The sequence below is a fragment of the Luteimonas sp. A482 genome, assembly GCF_054072655.1.
In genome coordinates this window covers 1652573-1669188 of the sequence record NZ_JBSVRO010000001.1, presented here as the reverse complement: position 1 = coordinate 1669188, position 16616 = coordinate 1652573, and the positions used below count along the sequence as shown (strand labels likewise).

The window sequence follows — 16616 nt, the reverse complement described above, 5'->3', positions numbered from 1 at the left end:
TCAGATGAGACGGATTGTAGCGTGGGGGTGGAAGCCGTCCGGGGAGGCACGCGCCCATCCGGTAATGCCACACTTCCGCCCCACCCGTCCTTCCTACGCCACCAAGCCACTGGATTCCATGAAGAAGCGCATCAAACGCATCCTGGCCTGGGGCCTGTTCTCGCTGACGCTGCTGGTGGGCAGCGGTGTGCTGCTGGCCGATCGGCTGATGCCGCCGGCAACGGGCGCACCGGGCCTGGTGCTGCCGGTGGTGCCGGGGCAGACCGCGCTGGACCAGGAACTCGAGCCGCTGCTGGCGCGCAATCCGGGCAAGACCGCGGCGCTGCTGATCCCCGACGGGCTGGATGCCTTCGCCTCGCGGGCGATCTCGGCGCGCCAGGCCGGGCGCAGCCTGGACCTGCAGTACTACATCTGGCACGACGACCTCACCGGCCACCTGCTGATGTACGAGGCCTGGAAGGCGGCCGAGCGCGGGGTGCGCGTGCGCATGCTGCTCGACGACATCAACACCTCCGGCAAGGATGCGGCGCTGCTGGCGCTGGACTCGCACGACAACATCGAGATCCGCGTCTACAACCCGTTCCGCAACCGCAACGGCGTGGCGCGCGTGATCGAGATGGTGCAACGCATGTTCTCCATCACCTACCGCATGCACAACAAGGCCTGGATTGCCGACAACCAGGTGGCGATCGTGGGCGGGCGCAACATCGGCATCGAATATTTCGACGCGCACAACCAGACCAATTTCCGCGACCTGGACGTGCTGCTGTTCGGGCCGGCAGTGTCGCAGGCCAGCGCGATCTTCGACAACTTCTGGAACAGCGATGCGGTGGTGCCGATCGCCCAGCTCAACCGCAAGCCGCGGCAGAAGCTCGAGGCGGTGCTGGCGGGGATCAAGGAAGAGGCCAACGGCCGCGTGGCGCGGCGCTACCTGGACCGCGTGGACCTGTCGCCCAACGTGCGCGCCTACCTGGCCGAGGAGCTGAGCCCGCACTGGTCCGACCGCATCCGCGTGCTGTCCGATCCGCCGCTGAAGTGGAAGGAACACCAGCCGGGCGAGTACCTGGCGGCCGAGCTGTTCGAGGTGGTGCGCAATACGCAGCACAAGGCGCTGCTGATCTCGCCCTACTTCGTGCCCGGCAACGAGGGCGTGGTCGCGCTGGCGGCGCTGGTGCGCGAGCGCGACGCACACGTGGGCGTGATCACCAACTCGCTTGCGGCCAACGACGTGATCGCGGTGCACGGCGGCTACGCCAACTACCGCAAGGACCTGCTGCGCACCGGCGTGAAGCTGTACGAGATGCGGCCGCAGGTGAAGGGTTCGGATTCGAGCCTGTTCGGCAGCAGCGGCGCCAGCCTGCATACCAAGGCGTTCGTGGTGGACGACCGCTACGGGTTCATCGGCTCGTTCAACATCGACCCGCGTTCGATCGAGCTCAACACCGAGATGGGCGTGCTGTTCGACGACAAGCCGCTGGCGCTGGCGCTGCGCGAGGAATACCTGCGCCTGTCGGGCGGCGAGAAGAGCTACTGGGTGTACCTGGACGGCGAAGACGACCTGCGCTGGCTCGACCGGGTGGAAGACCCGCCGGTGGTCCTGGACCACGAGCCGGAAACGGGCCTGTTGACCCGCGCCCTCGCCCGCGTGGTGGGTTGGCTGCCGGTGGAATCGCAGCTTTAGGGCGGGGCGCACACGATGTTGTCATCCCGAGTGCACAGCTGTCATCCCGAGTGCACAGCTGTCATCCCGAGCGCAGCGAGGGATCTCGCCGCAAGCGCCTCCGGAGCCGAGATCCCTCGCTGCGCTCGGGATGACAGCGATTGACAGCCCCGGATCAGGCAAGCGCCACGGATGCAGTCCCCGCCGCCACCCGCCCTCGCCTTCACACCCCTGACGGGCATTTCCCGGGAGACGGGCGTAGAATGCCGCGCCTGTCACGCCTGACCGCCCGCCGCGCGGGCCGATCTTCACATCCAGTCAGCCCACTCCCAACCTGATCAAGGGTCCCGCACGCAGCACGCGCGGCGCCCGCGACGGAGTTTTATCCATGATCTTTGAACAGCTTGCGACCTACGGCCATGAGCAGGTCGTGTTCTGCCACAACCCGGACGTCGGCCTGAAGGCGATCATCGCCATCCACAACACCGTGCTCGGCCCCGCGCTGGGCGGCACCCGGATGTGGCCATACGCGACCGAGCAGGAAGCGCTGGACGACGTGCTGCGCCTGTCGCGCGGCATGACCTACAAGAACGCGGTGGCCGGCCTGAACCTGGGCGGCGGCAAGGCGGTGATCATCGGTGATCCCTCGAAGGACAAGTCCGAAGCGCTGTTCCGCGCCTTCGGCCAGTTCGTCGACACGCAGGGCGGGCGCTACATCACCGCCGAGGACGTCGGCATCGACGTCAGCGACATGGAATACGTGTACCGCGAAACCCAGTTCGTCACCGGCGTGCACCAGGTGCATGGCGGATCGGGCGACCCTTCGCCGTTCACCGCCTACGGTGCGCTGCAGGGCCTGATGGCAACGCTGAACCGCAAGTTCGGCGACGAGGAAGTGGGCAAGTACAGCTATGCCGTGCAGGGCCTGGGCCACGTAGGCATGGAATTCGTGAAGCTGCTGAAGGATCGCGGCGCGAAGATCTACGTCACCGACATCAACAAGGCGCGCGTGGAACAGGCGGTGAGCGAACACGGCGCCGAGGCCGTGGGCCCCGACGAGATCTACGACGTCGACGTGGACGTGTACTCGCCCTGCGCACTAGGTGGCACGGTCAACGAGAAGACGCTGCCGCGGCTCAAGGCCAAGGTGATCTGCGGCGCGGCCAACAACCAGCTGGCGAGCAACGCAATCGGCGACGAGGTCACGCGCCGCGGCATCCTGTACGCGCCGGACTACGCGGTGAACGCGGGCGGCGTGATGAACATCTCGCTGGAGATCGACGGCTACAACCGCGAACGCGCGATGCGCATGATGCGCACGATCTACCACAACCTCGGCCGCATCTTCGAGATCGCTGACCGCGACAACATCCCCACCTACCAGGCCGCCGACCGCCTGGCCGAAGAGCGCATCGAGACCATCGGCAAGCTCAAGCTGCCGATGGGTCGCGCCACCCCGCGTTTCCAGGGGCGCGTAAGGGGGAATTGAAGGCTCGGGTTCCCCGCTACTGCCCCTTCCCCCGCCAGCGGGGCTACGTGCCCTCGGGGTAGAAGGCTGGGATGGGGGCGCGCGCCAAAGGCGCGCGTGGAAACAGCGCGGCGATCTGCTCGCCCCCACCCCAACCCTCCCCCGCTCCGCGGGGGAGGGAGCCAAAACGACGACGCTGCGCTGTTGCACCTTCCCCCGCAAGCGGGGGAGGGAGCTAAACGCGGCGACGCGTCGACACGCCCGTTGTAGCATGTGAAACCAGTCCCACAAGGAAGCACGGCATGCGCACTTTCCCGCTCGGCGAGGACATCGACACGCTGCGTGAGGCGGTGCGCCGGTTCGCCGAGTCCGAGATCGCGCCGCGGGCCGCGTCGATCGACGAGGACAACGCCTTCCCGCAGGAGCTGTGGCTCAAGCTCGGCGAGCTCGGCCTGCTCGGGATGACGGTTCCCGTCGAGCTGGGCGGCAGCGGGATGGGCTATCTGGCCCACCTGGTGGCAATGGAGGAGGTTTCGCGCGCCTCCGGTTCGGTGGGCCTGAGCTACGGTGCGCACTCCAACCTGTGCGTGTCCAACCTCCATACCAACGGCAACCAGGCGCAGCGCGAGAAGTATCTGCCCAAGCTGTGCACCGGCGAGTGGAAGGGCGCGCTGGCGATGAGCGAGCCGGGCGCAGGTTCGGACGTGGTCGGCTCGATGTCCTGCCGCGCCGAACTCAAGGGCGACACCTGGATCGCCAACGGCAACAAGATGTGGATCACCAACGGCCCCGAGGCCGACGTGCTGGTGGTCTACATGCGCACCGCCAGCCGCGAGCTCGGCAGCAAGTGCATGACCGCCTTCATCGTCGAGAAGGGCATGAAGGGGTTTTCCACCGCGCAGAAGCTCGACAAGCTCGGCATGCGCGGCTCCAACACCTGTGAGCTGGTGTTCGAGAACTGCGAGATCCCCAACGAGAACGTGCTGGGCGAGGTCAACAACGGCGTCAAGGTGCTGATGAGCGGGCTCAACACCGAACGCCTGGTGCTGACCGGCGGGCCGCTGGGCCTGATGCAGTCCGCACTCGACATCGCCCTGCCCTACACGCGCGAACGCCGCCAGTTCGGCCAGGCGATCGGCACCTTCGGGATCATGCAGGCCAAGATCGCCGACATGTACACGGCGCTGCAGTCTTCGCGCGCATTCGCCTACCAGGTGGCGCGGGATTACGACGCCGGCCACCGCTCGCGCATCGACGCAGCCAGCTGCCTGCTGCATGCCAGCGAAGCCGCGGTGCAGGTGGCGCTGGAGGCGATCCAGGCGCTGGGCGGCAACGGCTACATCAACGAGTACGCAACCGGGCGTATCCTGCGCGACGCCAAGCTCTATGCGATCGGCGCGGGCACCAACGAGATCCGCCGGATGCTGATCGGGCGCGAGCTGGTGGCGGGAAACCACTGACGCGGAGTCCTGTCATCTCGACCGCAGGGAGAGATCTGCTTCGTCGCAGGGATTTCTCCCTTCGGTCGAAATGACAGGTGGCCGCCGTCAGAACCCCAGTACGTAGCGCACCGATCCCATCCGCTCATTCCCGCGCGGGCCAAAGCGCTGGTCGCAGGCGAGCGACAGCTGCGCGTTGTGGCCCAGCCATGTGTCGATTCCAACGCCGAGCAGCCCGCCGGACTTCGCCGCGCCGGCTAGCGGCAGCGGTGACCAGCTGTCGATGCCGGTGAAGCTGGCCTGCATGTCGAAGCCACTGGCCTGCAGGGTCTGCTGCCACTCCGACCAGGCGTGCAGCCGCACGCCATGCCAGTCGCGGCTGGCGCGCAGGCCGGTGGTGACCTGGGTGCGCGTCAGGGTGGCGGCGTTGGCGCGCAGGCCAAACCCGCTGCCCCATTCCTCGAAACCGTCGCTGTGCAGGCGCACGTGGTCCACGCCCAACCAGGGCGTGAGCTGCCATTCGCCCAGCTGGAGGCGGCGCCCCGCCTCGGTGCCGAGGCTGGTGTAACTGCCCGCGTACGCGCTGGACACGCCCGTGCGCGCGTCGGCACCGGCGAACAACCAGCGCTCGATGTCACGGTCGTAGCGGCCGGTCGTCAACTGGCCGGTGGCATAGGCATCCGCAGACAGGCGGCCGAGATAGACGCTGGCCTGCGTCTGCCGGTCGCGGCTGCGGTCGCGGTTGCCGCCGACCCAGCCGTCGGCGCGCGTTTCGCCAAAGGCGAAACCGGTGACCAGGCCGTTGGCCAGCACCTGGTCGCTGCCCATCAGCCAGCCATCGAGCTGGAAGCCGCCGCCGGCGATGCCGGTTCCCGCACCGTTTGTACCCAGCGACTGCTTCCATGCGCCCGCCTGCCGCCCACCGGGCTGCAGCTGTCCCACACGCCAGGACAGCGCACGCCGCCCCATGTCGATCGCATCGAAGGTGAGCGTGGTGGCCAGCGCGTGCGACTCGCCGGACAGGCTGTCGAACGCGGCCTTGGCCTGCCCCTCGTCGCCGATGGCCTGGAACTCGCCGGCCAGGCGCAGGAGGTCGTCGTCCACGGTGCCGGCGGGGTCCTCGGTCACGCGGTCGATGCCGGCGAACGCGTTCTCCACGCGCTGCGCGGCCGACAATCCCGCGGCGCGCATGCCGGCCATCGCCTTGGCCGCAGCGACGACGTCGGCACGCTCGATGTCCAGCCAGGCGGCGAAGTCGTCGTAGCCAAGCGTCGCCTCCAGGAACAGGGAATCGGCCCAGGTCATCGTGTCGAAGCGGCCGTCCAGCCCAAGCGTGGTCGAGACCACCGGTTCGCGGTCGCTTGTCGTGTAGCCCTCCTGCACGCCGCGAACGTGCAGCGTTCCGTCGAGCGAGGCCGTCAGCGGGGACAGGAACTGGCCGATGTCCAGTGCAAGCACGGCGCCGTCGGCCTGGCTGTAGTGGCCGCCGACATCAGACCCAGTGAGTCCGGCGCCTGCGCCTTCGCGTTCGAGCAGGTCCACCCTGCCGCTGTTGCGCAGGTCACCGTCGACCGCGATGCCGATGCCGAAGCTGGCGTTGCGTTCCACCGCCACGTCGCCGGCGACGTAGAAGCGGGCATGCAGCGCGCCTTCCTCCACTCGGATGCCGCCGGCGTTTCCGGATGAGGCGTCCAGCACCAGGGTGCCGTTGCCGCGCTTGACCAGTGCGCCCCGGCCTTCCAGCGCATTGCCCCAACGCGAGCTGATGCCGTCGAAGTCGACCGTGAGGTCGCCCCAGTCCAGGCGCGCCGGTCCAGCCACCGCGCGCGCGACGTCGACCCGACCATAGCCGAACACCGCGTCCACGCCCGGATCACCGATATCCGTGGCAGTGCCCAGCAGCGTCTGCCGCACCAGGTCGTTGTTGAAGTACGGAAACGCCTCCCACACCAGCGCCGCCGCGCCGGAGACGATGGGCGCCGCGAACGACGTGCCGGACCCCTGGTAGTACTCCGGTGCGTCGGGCGCATCATCGGTGCCGGTGAAGACGACCGTGCCCGGCGCAACCAGGCAGTAGTGCATCGCCACGCCACAGGCGTTGGAATAGACCGCCAGCCGCGCCGGATCGACGGCATCGAGCGCGGCCACGGCCAACCAGCCGCGCTCGAGGTCGGCCGCGGGCCTGCTGCCACCGGTGCCGGCCTGGCTCGGCAGGGCGGCGGTATCGGAGGGGTCGGCGAAGCCGGCGTTGCCGGTCGAGAACACCACGAGGCCACCGTGGTCGACGATGAAGGGCCGATACTCGGCGGCGATCGGAGCGGTCGCGGCGGCATTGGTCCAGTACAGGCCGCCCCAGGAGTTGTTCATGACGCGCACGCCGTGGCGCATCAGGTCGGCGTGGATCGGCGCCAGCCCGAGCGCGCCGTCGACCTCGTTGCCCTGCCCCGTACCGTCGTCCTCCGGCGGCTTGTCGTTGATGATGCGTGCCGACACGATCTGCGCACCGGGTGCGATGCCGCCGGGCCAGCGCCCGAACGGCATGCCGGCCGCGATCTGGGCGACCGCGGTGCCGTGGCCGACCACGTCATCGAGCCGCAGGTTGTTGCTGGCCGGATCGATGTAGTTGAGGTTGACCACGACGCGGTCCTCGCGCATCGCCGGATGGTTGCGGTTGACACCGCTATCGACGATGCCGATGCGCACGCCGGCGCCGGTCAGGCCGGCGGCGTGCGCCGACGCGGCACCTGTCCAGGCCAGATGGTTGCTGTAGGCCGGGTCGGGTTCCAGCACGACCGGTGGCGTATCCGGCGGCGTGACCGGCGGTGGCACGGGCGGTGGGGCCAGCGGCGGCGGGTTCGGACGGGTACCGCCACCGCCACCGCCGCAGGCCGCCAGCAGGCAGGCCGATACCACGGCCGCGGCCAGCAACGACGTCTTCCCCTTTGCCCGGTCCTGCATCGCTTCCACTCCTGATCGCGCCCTGCGTCGAGCGCCCCGCGCCTCTATAGCGCCATTCCGGGTGCTGAGCCAGCGAACCAGGGGTCCGTTTGCCGGGCCGCTCCGGCGGGAGCGATAATCGATGTCTCCCCACGCGGTCCCGGAGTTTTCCATGAGCGACGTCGTCATCGTCGGTGCCAAGCGCACCGCCATCGGTTCCATGCTCGGCCAGTTCACCGGCGTGCCGACGCCGACCCTGGGCGCCACCGCCATCCGCGGCGCGATCGAGCAGGCAGGCATCAAGGGCGAGGATGTGTCCGAGGTGATCATGGGCTGCGTGCTGCCGGCCAACCTCGGCCAGGCACCTGCACGCCAGGCCGCGCTGGCGGCAGGCCTGCCCAGCAGCGTCGGCTGCACCACCATCAACAAGGTCTGCGGCTCGGGCATGAAAGCGGTGATGCTCGGCCACGACCTGATCAAGGCGGGTTCGGCCAGCGTGGTCGTCGCCGGCGGCATGGAGTCGATGACCAATGCGCCGCACATGGTGTCGGCGCGCCCGGGCCTGCGCTACGGCGAGGCCAAGCTGGTCGATCACCTGGCCTGGGACGGATTGACCAACCCCTACGACGGCCAGTCGATGGGCGTGTTCGCCGAGGCGACCGCCGACAAGTACGGGTTCACCCGCGAGGAGCAGGACGCGTTCACCATCGAGTCGGTCACGCGCGCACAGGGTGCGATCGCATCGGGAGCGTTCAAGGACGAGATCGTCCCGGTCAAGGTGTCCACCCGCAAGGGCGAGGTCGAGTTCGACACCGACGAGCAGCCGGGCAAGTCGGACGTGTCCAAGATCCCCGGTTTGCGCGCTGCGTTCCGCAAGGACGGCACGGTGACCGCCGCGAGTTCGTCGAGCATCTCCGACGGTGCGGCGGCAACGGTGCTGACCAGCGCCGAAAATGCGGCAAAGCTCGGGCTGGAACCGATTGCACGCATCGTCGGCCATTCCACCTTCTCGCAGGAGCCCGAGTGGTTCACCACGGCCCCCGTGAGCGCGATCCGCAACCTGCTCGACAAGGTGGGCTGGTCGGTGGACCAGGTGGACCTGTTCGAGGTCAATGAAGCCTTCTCGGTGGTGGCGATGGCGCCGATCCGCGAGCTGGGCATCCCGCATGACAGGCTCAACGTCAACGGCGGCGCAACCGCCCTGGGCCATCCGATCGGTGCCAGCGGTGCCCGCCTGCTGGTGACCCTGCTCTACGCGCTGCGCGCACGAGGCGGCAAGCGCGGCATCGCCACCCTGTGCATCGGCGGCGGCGAGGCGACGGCGATCGCGGTCGAGCTGGTCTGAGCCGGTGAACGCTTAACGTCGCCTTGACAAAATTTCCACGCGATCCCGCTTGACAGCGGTCACGGGCTTGTCATCATTGTTATGGCGCGCACCTTTGCGCGTTTGCCAAACTTCAGACGAGGAAGACGGATATGACCATCAACAAGGCTCTGCTTGCGCTGGCTCTGGGCTTCGCCCTGGCTGCGTGCAGCAACCAGCAGCAGGCCGAGAACGCCGCTGCCGACGCGGCTGACGCCGCTGCCGACGCCGCAACCGCTGCCGTCGAGGCCGACGGCACTGCGTCCGCCGACACCGCCCAGGCTGCCGCCGACGACGCAGCTTCCGCTGCCGACGCCGCTGCCGACGCTGCTGCCGACGCCGCTGCCGCCACGACCTCGGAGGCTGCTGACGCGGCTGCCGATACGGCCGAGGCTGCGGAAGACGTTGCCAAGGACGCCGAGGACGCTGCCCAGGAAGCGACCCCGTAAGTCCGACGCCGCAAGGTAGTCAAGGAAGCCGCCGGCCCGTCCGGCGGCTTTTCTTTTTTTAACATCCCGTTTTGCACAATTGCGCTGCGGCCTGTGGGGAGCCCCGGGCCGGACGACATCCCACCACCCAGATTCCGGAGATCACCCTTGAACACGAAGCTCATCGCCATTGCCGCCGCCAGCATGCTGGCCCTCGCCGCCTGCGGGAACACCGCCGACGGTGCCAAGGAAGACGCGGCCGCCAACGCCGCCGCCGCCGAGCAGGCTGCCGCTGACGCCGCCGCCGCCACCGAGCGCGCCGCCGACAACGTCGCCGCCGCTTCGGAAGAGGCCTATGCCGACGCCGCTGCCGCGACCGAAGCAGCCGCCGACAACGCCGAGGCCGCTGCCGACGACGCCGCTGCCGCCACCCGCGAAGCCGCCGCCGACACCGCCGGTGCGGTGAAGGACGCCGCCGCCAACGCCGAAGAAGCCGCGCGCAACTGATCCACGCTGCATGATCGACCGGGAGGCCCGCCACGTGCGGGCCTTTCCTTTTGCGGCATCGGCAGGCGGGCGCACCGCCGCGCACGCTCACGTATCCTTCGGCGCATCCCATTGCAGATGCGCACCATGCCCGCACTGACCTCGCAGCTCGATCCACGCTCGCCGGAATTCCTGGACAACGTCGCCTACCACCGCGCCCTGGTCGAGGAGCTGGAGCGTCGTCTTGCGCGGGCGGCCGATGGTGGAGGTGAACAGGCGCGCACGCGCCATACCGGGCGCGGCAAGCTGCTCGCCCGCGACCGGATCACTGCCCTGCTCGATCCTGGCTCGCCCTTCCTCGAGATCGCGCCGCTGGCCGCCGAGGACATGTACGAAGGTGCCGCGCCCGCGGCCGGCATGGTCTGCGGCATCGGCCGGGTGATGGGCCAGGAGGTCGTGGTCGTGGCCAACGACGCCACGGTCAAGGGCGGCACCTACTTCCCGATGACGGTCAAGAAGCACCTGCGCGCGCAGGAAGTCGCGCGCGAGAACCGGCTGCCCTGCATCTACCTGGTCGACTCCGGCGGCGCCTTCCTGCCGCTGCAGGACGAGGTGTTTCCCGATCGCGAACACTTCGGCCGGATCTTCTACAACCAGGCCCGGCTGAGCGCGGACAACATCCCGCAGATCGCCGTGGTGATGGGCAGCTGCACCGCCGGCGGCGCCTATGTGCCGGCGATGTGCGACGAGTCGGTGATCGTCAAGGAACAGGGCACGATCTTCCTGGGCGGGCCGCCGCTGGTGAAGGCCGCCACCGGAGAGGTGGTGGACGCCGAGTCGCTTGGCGGCGCCGACGTGCACACCAGCGTCTCCGGCGTGGCCGACCACTTCGCCGAGGATGACCGGCACGCGCTGGAGATCGCGCGCGGCATCGTTGGGCATCTCAACCGCCGCAAGCAGTTGCCGGTGGCGGTCCGCGAGGTGCGCGACCCGCTGCATCCGGCCGAGGAGCTGTACGGCATCGTGCCGAAGGACACGCGGCGTCCTTTCGACATCCGCGAGGTGATCGCGCGTATCACCGACGGCAGCGTGCTCGACGAGTTCAAGGCGCGCTACGGCAAGACCCTGGTGACCGGGTTCGCGCACCTGCACGGCTACCCGGTCGGCATCATCGCCAACAACGGCATCCTGTTTGGCGAGAGCGCGCTCAAGGGCGCGCACTTCATCGAGCTGTGCAACCAGCGCGGCATCCCGCTGGTGTTCCTGCAGAACATCACCGGCTTCATGGTCGGCCGCAAGTACGAGAACGCGGGCATTGCAAAGGACGGGGCAAAGATGGTCACCGCGGTGGCCTGTTCGAGCGTGCCGAAGTTCACCGTGGTCATCGGCGGCAGCTTTGGCGCCGGCAACTACGCGATGTGCGGCCGCGCCTACGGCGCGCGCTTCCTGTGGATGTGGCCGAACGCGCGCATCAGCGTGATGGGCGGCGAACAGGCGGCGAGCGTGCTGGCGACGGTGCGGCGCGACGGCGTCGAGGGGCGCGGCGGGCAATGGTCCGCGGAAGAAGAGGAGGCGTTCAAGACGCCGATCCGCGAGCAGTACGAAAGCCAGGGCAGCCCGTGGTACGCCACGGCGCGGCTGTGGGACGACGGCATCATCGATCCGGCCGATACCCGGCGCGTGCTGGGGCTGGGGATTTCCGCGTCGCTCAATGCGCCGATTGAACCGGCGAAGTTCGGCGTGTTCCGGATGTAGTGATGCTGGGCGCGGGTGTGTGGCTTGCGACCATCTTGTGTCGCGTCGGTGGCCCCCTCCCCAGCCCTCCCCCGCAAGCGGAGGAGGGAGCTGTTCTGCGCGTCTGCGAGACCGTGCCCTATCCAGGCTTGCGGCCGAGGGCGCTGGTCGCGTTGTGGCTGCGTGCTCAAGCTTGTCTCCCTCCTCCGCTTGCGGGGGAGGGCCGGGGTGGGGGCAAGCATCCGCATCGACGCTGTCTGCTACCTTCGTCGCCCCGACCAGCACCGCCCTGCCCTTCATGCCCAAGCTGCTGCGCCAAGTCCTCCACGCCTCCGCCCTGGTCCTGTTGGCATCGCTGCTGACGGCCTGCGCCGCGACCTCGACCGGCACCGTCGGCGGGGATCACCTCGCCAATGCCGCACCCCAAGCCGATGCCGGCGCTGCCGTCACCGGCCAGTATCCGAACCTCTTCGCCGAAGCCGGCTACAGCCAGGCCGACATCGAAGCGAAGATCCAGGCGAGCTTCGCGCAGCTCTTCCACGGTGATCCGGAAGACCAGGCCATCTACTACGACGCCGGCAGCAACGCCGATGGCCCGCTGGCCTACATCCTCGACGTCAACAGCGACGATGTGCGTTCGGAAGGCATGTCGTACGGGATGATGATCGCGGTGCAGCTGGACCGGAAGCACGAGTTCGACGCGATCTGGAACTGGGCGATGCACCACATGTACCACGCCGATCCCGCGCATCCGGCGCATGGCTACTTCGCGTGGTCGGTGCGGACCGACGGCACCGCGATCGACGAGATGCCCGCGCCCGACGGCGAGGAGTACTTCATCACCGCGCTGTACTTTGCTTCGGCGCGCTGGGGCGACGGCGACGGCATCCATGCCTATCGCGCGCAGGCCGACCGCCTGCTTGCCGACGTGCTGCATCGCGAGTCGATCACCGGCCCGACCAATCGCGGCCCCATGACCGCAGTCAACCTGTTCGACCGCGACGCCAAGATGGTGCGCTTCACCCCGGACGTGGTGAACGCCGCACACACCGACGCGTCCTACCACCTCCCCGCCTTCTACGAGGTCTGGGCGCAGCTTGGCCCCGAGGCAGATCGCGCGTTCTGGCGCGAGGCTGCACAAGTCAGCCGCGACTACTTCGCCGCCGCCGCGCATCCGCAGACCGCGCTGACCCCCGACTACGGCAACTTCGACGGCAGCCCCTGGGCGGCCTCGTGGCGGCCCGAATCGGTGGACTTCCGCTACGACGCCTGGCGCAGCGCGATGAACTGGTCGATGGACTGGTCGTGGTGGCGCGCCGATCCGCGCCAGGTGGAGCTGTCCAACCGGCTGCAGGCGTTCTTCCACGGCCAGGGCCTGGACGATTACGTGAGCCTTTACACCCTGGACGGCCAGCCGCTGGGCGGTGGCCAGACCACGGGGCTGGTGGCGATGAACGCGGTCGCCAGCCTGGCGGCCGACCATCCGCGCAAGCTCGAATTCGTGCGCGCCCTGTGGGAGCGGCCGGTGCCCACCGGGCAGTTCCGCTACTACGACGGCGTGCTGCAGATGATGGCGCTGCTGCACCTGGGTGGGCAGTACCGGGTCTGGCTGCCGGAGGCTGCCGCCCGGTAACGGCGCAGCTCAAAAAAGTGCGGCAAGTGCCTGCCGCAACACGGATTTGGTGAGCCGCGTCACAGAGTGAAGGCCATGTCAACGTGCTAGCCTCCAAGGCCCCCAACGCCGTCCGGCGGCGCCAGCCCGGACGGTCCCTGCCCAGCCCGAGGAATCCGCGACATGGCCATTTTCCCCTCCCAGAACAACGCCAACGCACGCAAGGACATCCCGTCCTTCGCGCCCGATGCGCCGCCGGCCACACCGCCACGGGAAACTCCTGGGGTCGCCGACTTCAGCCCCACCCAGGTCGGGCCGCCCCGTGCCAACGTACCCGCTACCGCGCCCGAGCCGGTGGCGAAGGAATCGCTGATCGCCGCCGACCTGACCATCGAAGGCAAGATCGAAGGCAGCGGCCATATCCGCATCGCCGGCCGCTTCAAGGGTGACGTCAACGTGCAGGGCAACCTGCGCATCGAAAACGGCGCCAAGCTCAATGGCGCGGTCAAGGCCAAGCAGGTGGTCGTGGCCGGCGAGCTGGACGGCAACATCGATTCGGCCTCCAAGGTCGATCTGCTCGACTCAGCCGTGCTGACCGGCGACATCAAGGCCGGCTCGCTGACCGTCGCGGCCGGCTCCAGGATCCGCGGCCACGTCGAATGCGGCTGGGACGCCACCGAATCCGCAGCGGCGCCGCGCAAGGACAAGGCGAAGGGCGAGGCGGAGACGCGCGAACTGGCCAGCTGAGCCGATGGCCGCGCCGAAGCCGGGTACGGCAGGTGCCACGCGCACCTGCCCGCACTGCAAGACCACGATCCTCGAAAGCGCGACCATCTGCCCGTCGTGCAAGCACTACCTGCGTTTCGATACGCCGCGCACCGGTCCGGGCGCGGTGCTGGCCAGCACCACCGCCCTGCAGGTCGAGGGCATGATCCGGCACCCGGCCGAAGGCGGCGCCTGGGAATATTCGGTGCTGCTGACCGTGCGCGACGATGAAGGCAACGAGCTTGCCCGCCATGTCGTCGGTGTTGGTGCGATGCATGCCGGGGAGGAGCGCACCTTCAACCTGTCGGTGGAAGTCACCCCGACCAGCGACATGCGCAGGCCGGCCAAGCGGGGACTGAGGCACTGATCTGCCGGCGTGCGGGGCGCGCCGGCTGACTTTATCTTTCGGATGTCATCATCTTTCGGATGTCATCCCGAGCGCAGCGAGGGATCCTGTCTGCCGTCGCGGTAACCGACCCTGGAGATCTCTCACTGCGTTCGAGATGACAGGGTCCGGCGCGTCGCGGATATCACTACGCGCGCCGTGCCTGTTTGACCCGCCAGGCGGCAGCCAGCCCGAACGGGCGAGCCGACCTATCCATCCGGTGTCATCTTGAGCTCACCGTCATCCCCGCGAAGCGCTTTACAACAGCCGAAGGCTGGTCAAGCGGGGATCCATTGTCTTTCTGGATCGGCCGGCATTCACCCTTCGGGTTGCCGCCGCAGGCGCGGATGCCCCGGCTCAGGCCGGTGACACCTGCCGCGCCGCGCGGTTCGACAGCATGAAGCCCACCACCAGCACCAGCGCCACGAGCAGCTGCGCGCCAATGCCCTCCATCGTCGGATACAGGCCCAGCAGTTCGATCCGCGGCCAGCCTTCGAGCCAGGTGACCGGCAGGTAGCCTGCTTCCTGCAGCGCCGAGACCGCCTTGCCGATCAGCACCACCGCCAGGACTGCGATCAGCAGCGAGCTGTAGCGGAAGAACTGACCGATCGGCAGACGCCGGCTGTAGCGCATCAGCGCCCAGCCGATCGCGACCAGCGCCAGCGCCGCGGTAGCGCCGCCGGCGAGCACGGCCCCCTGGCTGCCCTGGTTCCAGATCGCGGCAAAGAACAGGATGGTCTCGAACACCTCGCGATAGACCACCACGAACACCAGGCCCAGCAGGAACACGCCCGAAGACCTGCCCAGCGCGTGCCCAAGCTTGTCGCGCACATAGCGCTGCCAGGCGTCGGCGTGGCTCTTGCCGTGCATCCACAGCCCGACCCAGACCAGCACCACCGCCGCCAGCAGTGAGCCGAAGCCTTCGGACAGCTCACGGCTGGCCCCGCTGATGGTGATGACCCAGGTCGCCAGCGCCCAGGTGACCACGCCGGCCGCAAGCGCGGACAGCCAGCCGCCGTGGACCCAGGGCAACATCTCCTGACGGTTGGCCTTGCGCAGCAGCGCGATCATCGCGATCACGATCAGCAGCGCCTCCAGGCCCTCGCGCAGCAGGATGGTGAAGGCGGCGACGAAGCTGGCGGTGGCGGACGTGTCGTCCCGCGCGAGGACCTGCTCGGCCTCGGCAAACAGTCCATCAAGCGCTTCGACCTGGCCCTGCAGCGTATCGGCGTCGACGCGGGCGGCGAGGTTGGAGCGCAACCGCGCCATCGCCGCCTCGATCTTCACCATCAGGGGTTTGTCGCGCGCCGCGAGCAGCGGCTCGACGGGCTCGAAGCCATCCAGGTACGCCGACAGCGCCAGGTCCTGCGCTCGCTTGGGGTCGCCGCCCCGGTAGGCGGCCATCGCGTCCCTGAGCAGCCCGCGCGAAACGGCCAGCGCCGAGCTTGGATCCTGCACCTGCGACTGCGACGCCTCGGGGTGCCGGCGCAGGTAGGCCACGATCGCCGCGGCGTCGTCCGGCGAGCCCAGCTCCTGCGCCAGGTCCGCCGGCGTGGCGCTGACGTAGCGCTCCAGGTCGAGCTTGGCCCGCAACGCCGGGTCGCGCTCCAGCAGCATGCGACCGGCCTCGGCGAGCGCTTCGGGATAGGCGATCGCACCGCTGTAGGTCGCCAGCGCCCACAGGTCTTCGGGCGGCAGGCCGCGGTAGCTGATCATCGAAGTGCCTTCCAGACCCTGCTCGATCACCTGGTAGAGCGCGAACACGCTGCGCTCGTCGGCGCGCGCGCGATCGGTGAAGTCGATCGGCGGCGGATCCAGGCCGACGCTGGCCGGCCCGTCGCCGGCACCGGTCGCGCCATGGCAGCTGGCGCACAGCTGCGCGTACAGCGCTTCGCCGCGCGCATGCTGCGGGGCGCTGGCCGGCATCAGCGGGATCGGGTGCGCCTGCACCAGCGCCGCCGCAAGTCCACGCGCCTGCGCCGCGATGCGGTCGGGCTCGGCCTTGTCGACGATGGCCTGCTGCAGCGCGCCGGCCTCACGCTTGAGCTGCGCGGACCCGGGCGCCTGCGGCAGCGCATCGATCGCGGCCGCCGCGGTGGCCGAGAACTCCAGCATCTCGTCGTACTCGAGCTGGTTGACCACCTCGCCGTTGGCCACGGCTTCGCGATAGTCGACGGCGATGTAGTCGAGCAGGCGCCAGGTGGTGGCGACGGAAGCCTCGGAGGCGAAGGCGGCGGTGCATGTGCAGATCAGGGCGACGCTGAGCAGCAGCGTTGCCAGCAGGCGGCGTGGGAGCATGGGATGCAATGAGAATGGGACTCATCCATTTTAGGGCAACG

General features: G+C 68.8%; 12 protein-coding genes. 10 read left to right on the top strand and 2 right to left on the bottom strand.

What is annotated here, in order from left to right; all coding sequences use genetic code 11:
- Window positions 1–118 precede the first annotated feature (118 nt).
- From ACW5DW_RS07390 to ACW5DW_RS07380, 3 genes are all read left to right on the top strand, one after another.
- Entirely contained in the window at window positions 119–1681 is a 1563-nt protein-coding gene (locus ACW5DW_RS07390; RefSeq protein WP_457018112.1) for a phospholipase D family protein, read from the top strand.
- A gap of 367 nt (window positions 1682–2048) precedes the next feature.
- The gene (locus ACW5DW_RS07385; protein ID WP_457018111.1) at window positions 2049–3149 is read left to right on the top strand and encodes a Glu/Leu/Phe/Val dehydrogenase dimerization domain-containing protein; all 1101 of its coding nucleotides are present in this window, start codon (window positions 2049–2051) and stop codon (window positions 3147–3149) included.
- A gap of 281 nt (window positions 3150–3430) precedes the next feature.
- On the top strand, window positions 3431–4588 hold the full coding sequence (locus ACW5DW_RS07380; protein ID WP_457018110.1) for an acyl-CoA dehydrogenase family protein: 1158 nt from the start codon (window positions 3431–3433) through the stop codon (window positions 4586–4588).
- Between the two features lie 87 nt (window positions 4589–4675).
- Here ACW5DW_RS07380 and ACW5DW_RS07375 read toward each other — a convergent pair whose 3' ends face one another.
- Window positions 4676–7525 carry a S8 family serine peptidase gene (locus tag ACW5DW_RS07375; RefSeq protein ID WP_457018109.1) on the bottom strand — a complete coding sequence of 950 codons (2850 nt, stop codon included), beginning with the start codon at window positions 7523–7525 and terminating at the stop codon, window positions 4676–4678.
- A 151-nt stretch (window positions 7526–7676) separates the two neighbouring features.
- Here ACW5DW_RS07375 and ACW5DW_RS07370 point away from each other — a divergent pair, with 151 nt between their 5' ends.
- The 7 genes from ACW5DW_RS07370 (at window position 7677) to ACW5DW_RS07340 (ending at window position 14259) form a co-directional block, all read left to right on the top strand.
- Window positions 7677–8849, top strand: a complete 1173-nt coding sequence (locus ACW5DW_RS07370) for a thiolase family protein (RefSeq protein WP_457018108.1) — start codon at window positions 7677–7679, stop codon at window positions 8847–8849.
- A 131-nt stretch (window positions 8850–8980) separates the two neighbouring features.
- Entirely contained in the window at window positions 8981–9316 is a 336-nt protein-coding gene (locus tag ACW5DW_RS07365; RefSeq protein ID WP_457018107.1) for a hypothetical protein, read from the top strand.
- A gap of 147 nt (window positions 9317–9463) precedes the next feature.
- Entirely contained in the window at window positions 9464–9802 is a 339-nt protein-coding gene (locus ACW5DW_RS07360) for a hypothetical protein (protein WP_457018106.1), read from the top strand.
- Between the two features lie 126 nt (window positions 9803–9928).
- A complete protein-coding gene (locus tag ACW5DW_RS07355) occupies window positions 9929–11536 on the top strand; it encodes a carboxyl transferase domain-containing protein (RefSeq protein ID WP_457018105.1) in 1608 nt (535 codons plus the stop codon).
- 277 nt (window positions 11537–11813) lie between these two features.
- Entirely contained in the window at window positions 11814–13148 is a 1335-nt protein-coding gene (locus ACW5DW_RS07350; RefSeq protein ID WP_457018104.1) for a glycosyl hydrolase family 8, read from the top strand.
- A gap of 162 nt (window positions 13149–13310) precedes the next feature.
- The gene (locus ACW5DW_RS07345; protein WP_457018103.1) at window positions 13311–13874 is read left to right on the top strand and encodes a bactofilin family protein; all 564 of its coding nucleotides are present in this window, start codon (window positions 13311–13313) and stop codon (window positions 13872–13874) included.
- Window positions 13875–13878: 4 nt separating this feature from the next.
- On the top strand, window positions 13879–14259 hold the full coding sequence (locus ACW5DW_RS07340) for a hypothetical protein (protein ID WP_457018102.1): 381 nt from the start codon (window positions 13879–13881) through the stop codon (window positions 14257–14259).
- 375 nt (window positions 14260–14634) lie between these two features.
- Here ACW5DW_RS07340 and ACW5DW_RS07335 read toward each other — a convergent pair whose 3' ends face one another.
- A complete protein-coding gene (locus tag ACW5DW_RS07335; protein ID WP_457018101.1) occupies window positions 14635–16575 on the bottom strand; it encodes an FTR1 family protein in 1941 nt (646 codons plus the stop codon).
- Window positions 16576–16616 lie beyond the last annotated feature (41 nt).

Bases quoted from the DNA above. Each gene is read 5' to 3' on its own strand.
- ACW5DW_RS07390 (WP_457018112.1), top strand. From the start codon at position 119: ATGAAGAAGCGCATCAAACGCATCCTGGCCTGGGGCCTGTTCTCGCTG.
- ACW5DW_RS07385 (WP_457018111.1), top strand. From the start codon at position 2,049: ATGATCTTTGAACAGCTTGCGACCTACGGCCATGAGCAGGTCGTGTTC.
- ACW5DW_RS07380 (WP_457018110.1), top strand. From the start codon at position 3,431: ATGCGCACTTTCCCGCTCGGCGAGGACATCGACACGCTGCGTGAGGCG.
- ACW5DW_RS07375 (WP_457018109.1), bottom strand. From the start codon at position 7,525: ATGCAGGACCGGGCAAAGGGGAAGACGTCGTTGCTGGCCGCGGCCGTG.
- ACW5DW_RS07370 (WP_457018108.1), top strand. From the start codon at position 7,677: ATGAGCGACGTCGTCATCGTCGGTGCCAAGCGCACCGCCATCGGTTCC.
- ACW5DW_RS07365 (WP_457018107.1), top strand. From the start codon at position 8,981: ATGACCATCAACAAGGCTCTGCTTGCGCTGGCTCTGGGCTTCGCCCTG.
- ACW5DW_RS07355 (WP_457018105.1), top strand. From the start codon at position 9,929: ATGCCCGCACTGACCTCGCAGCTCGATCCACGCTCGCCGGAATTCCTG.
- ACW5DW_RS07350 (WP_457018104.1), top strand. From the start codon at position 11,814: ATGCCCAAGCTGCTGCGCCAAGTCCTCCACGCCTCCGCCCTGGTCCTG.
- ACW5DW_RS07345 (WP_457018103.1), top strand. From the start codon at position 13,311: ATGGCCATTTTCCCCTCCCAGAACAACGCCAACGCACGCAAGGACATC.
- ACW5DW_RS07340 (WP_457018102.1), top strand. From the start codon at position 13,879: ATGGCCGCGCCGAAGCCGGGTACGGCAGGTGCCACGCGCACCTGCCCG.
- ACW5DW_RS07335 (WP_457018101.1), bottom strand. From the start codon at position 16,575: ATGCTCCCACGCCGCCTGCTGGCAACGCTGCTGCTCAGCGTCGCCCTG.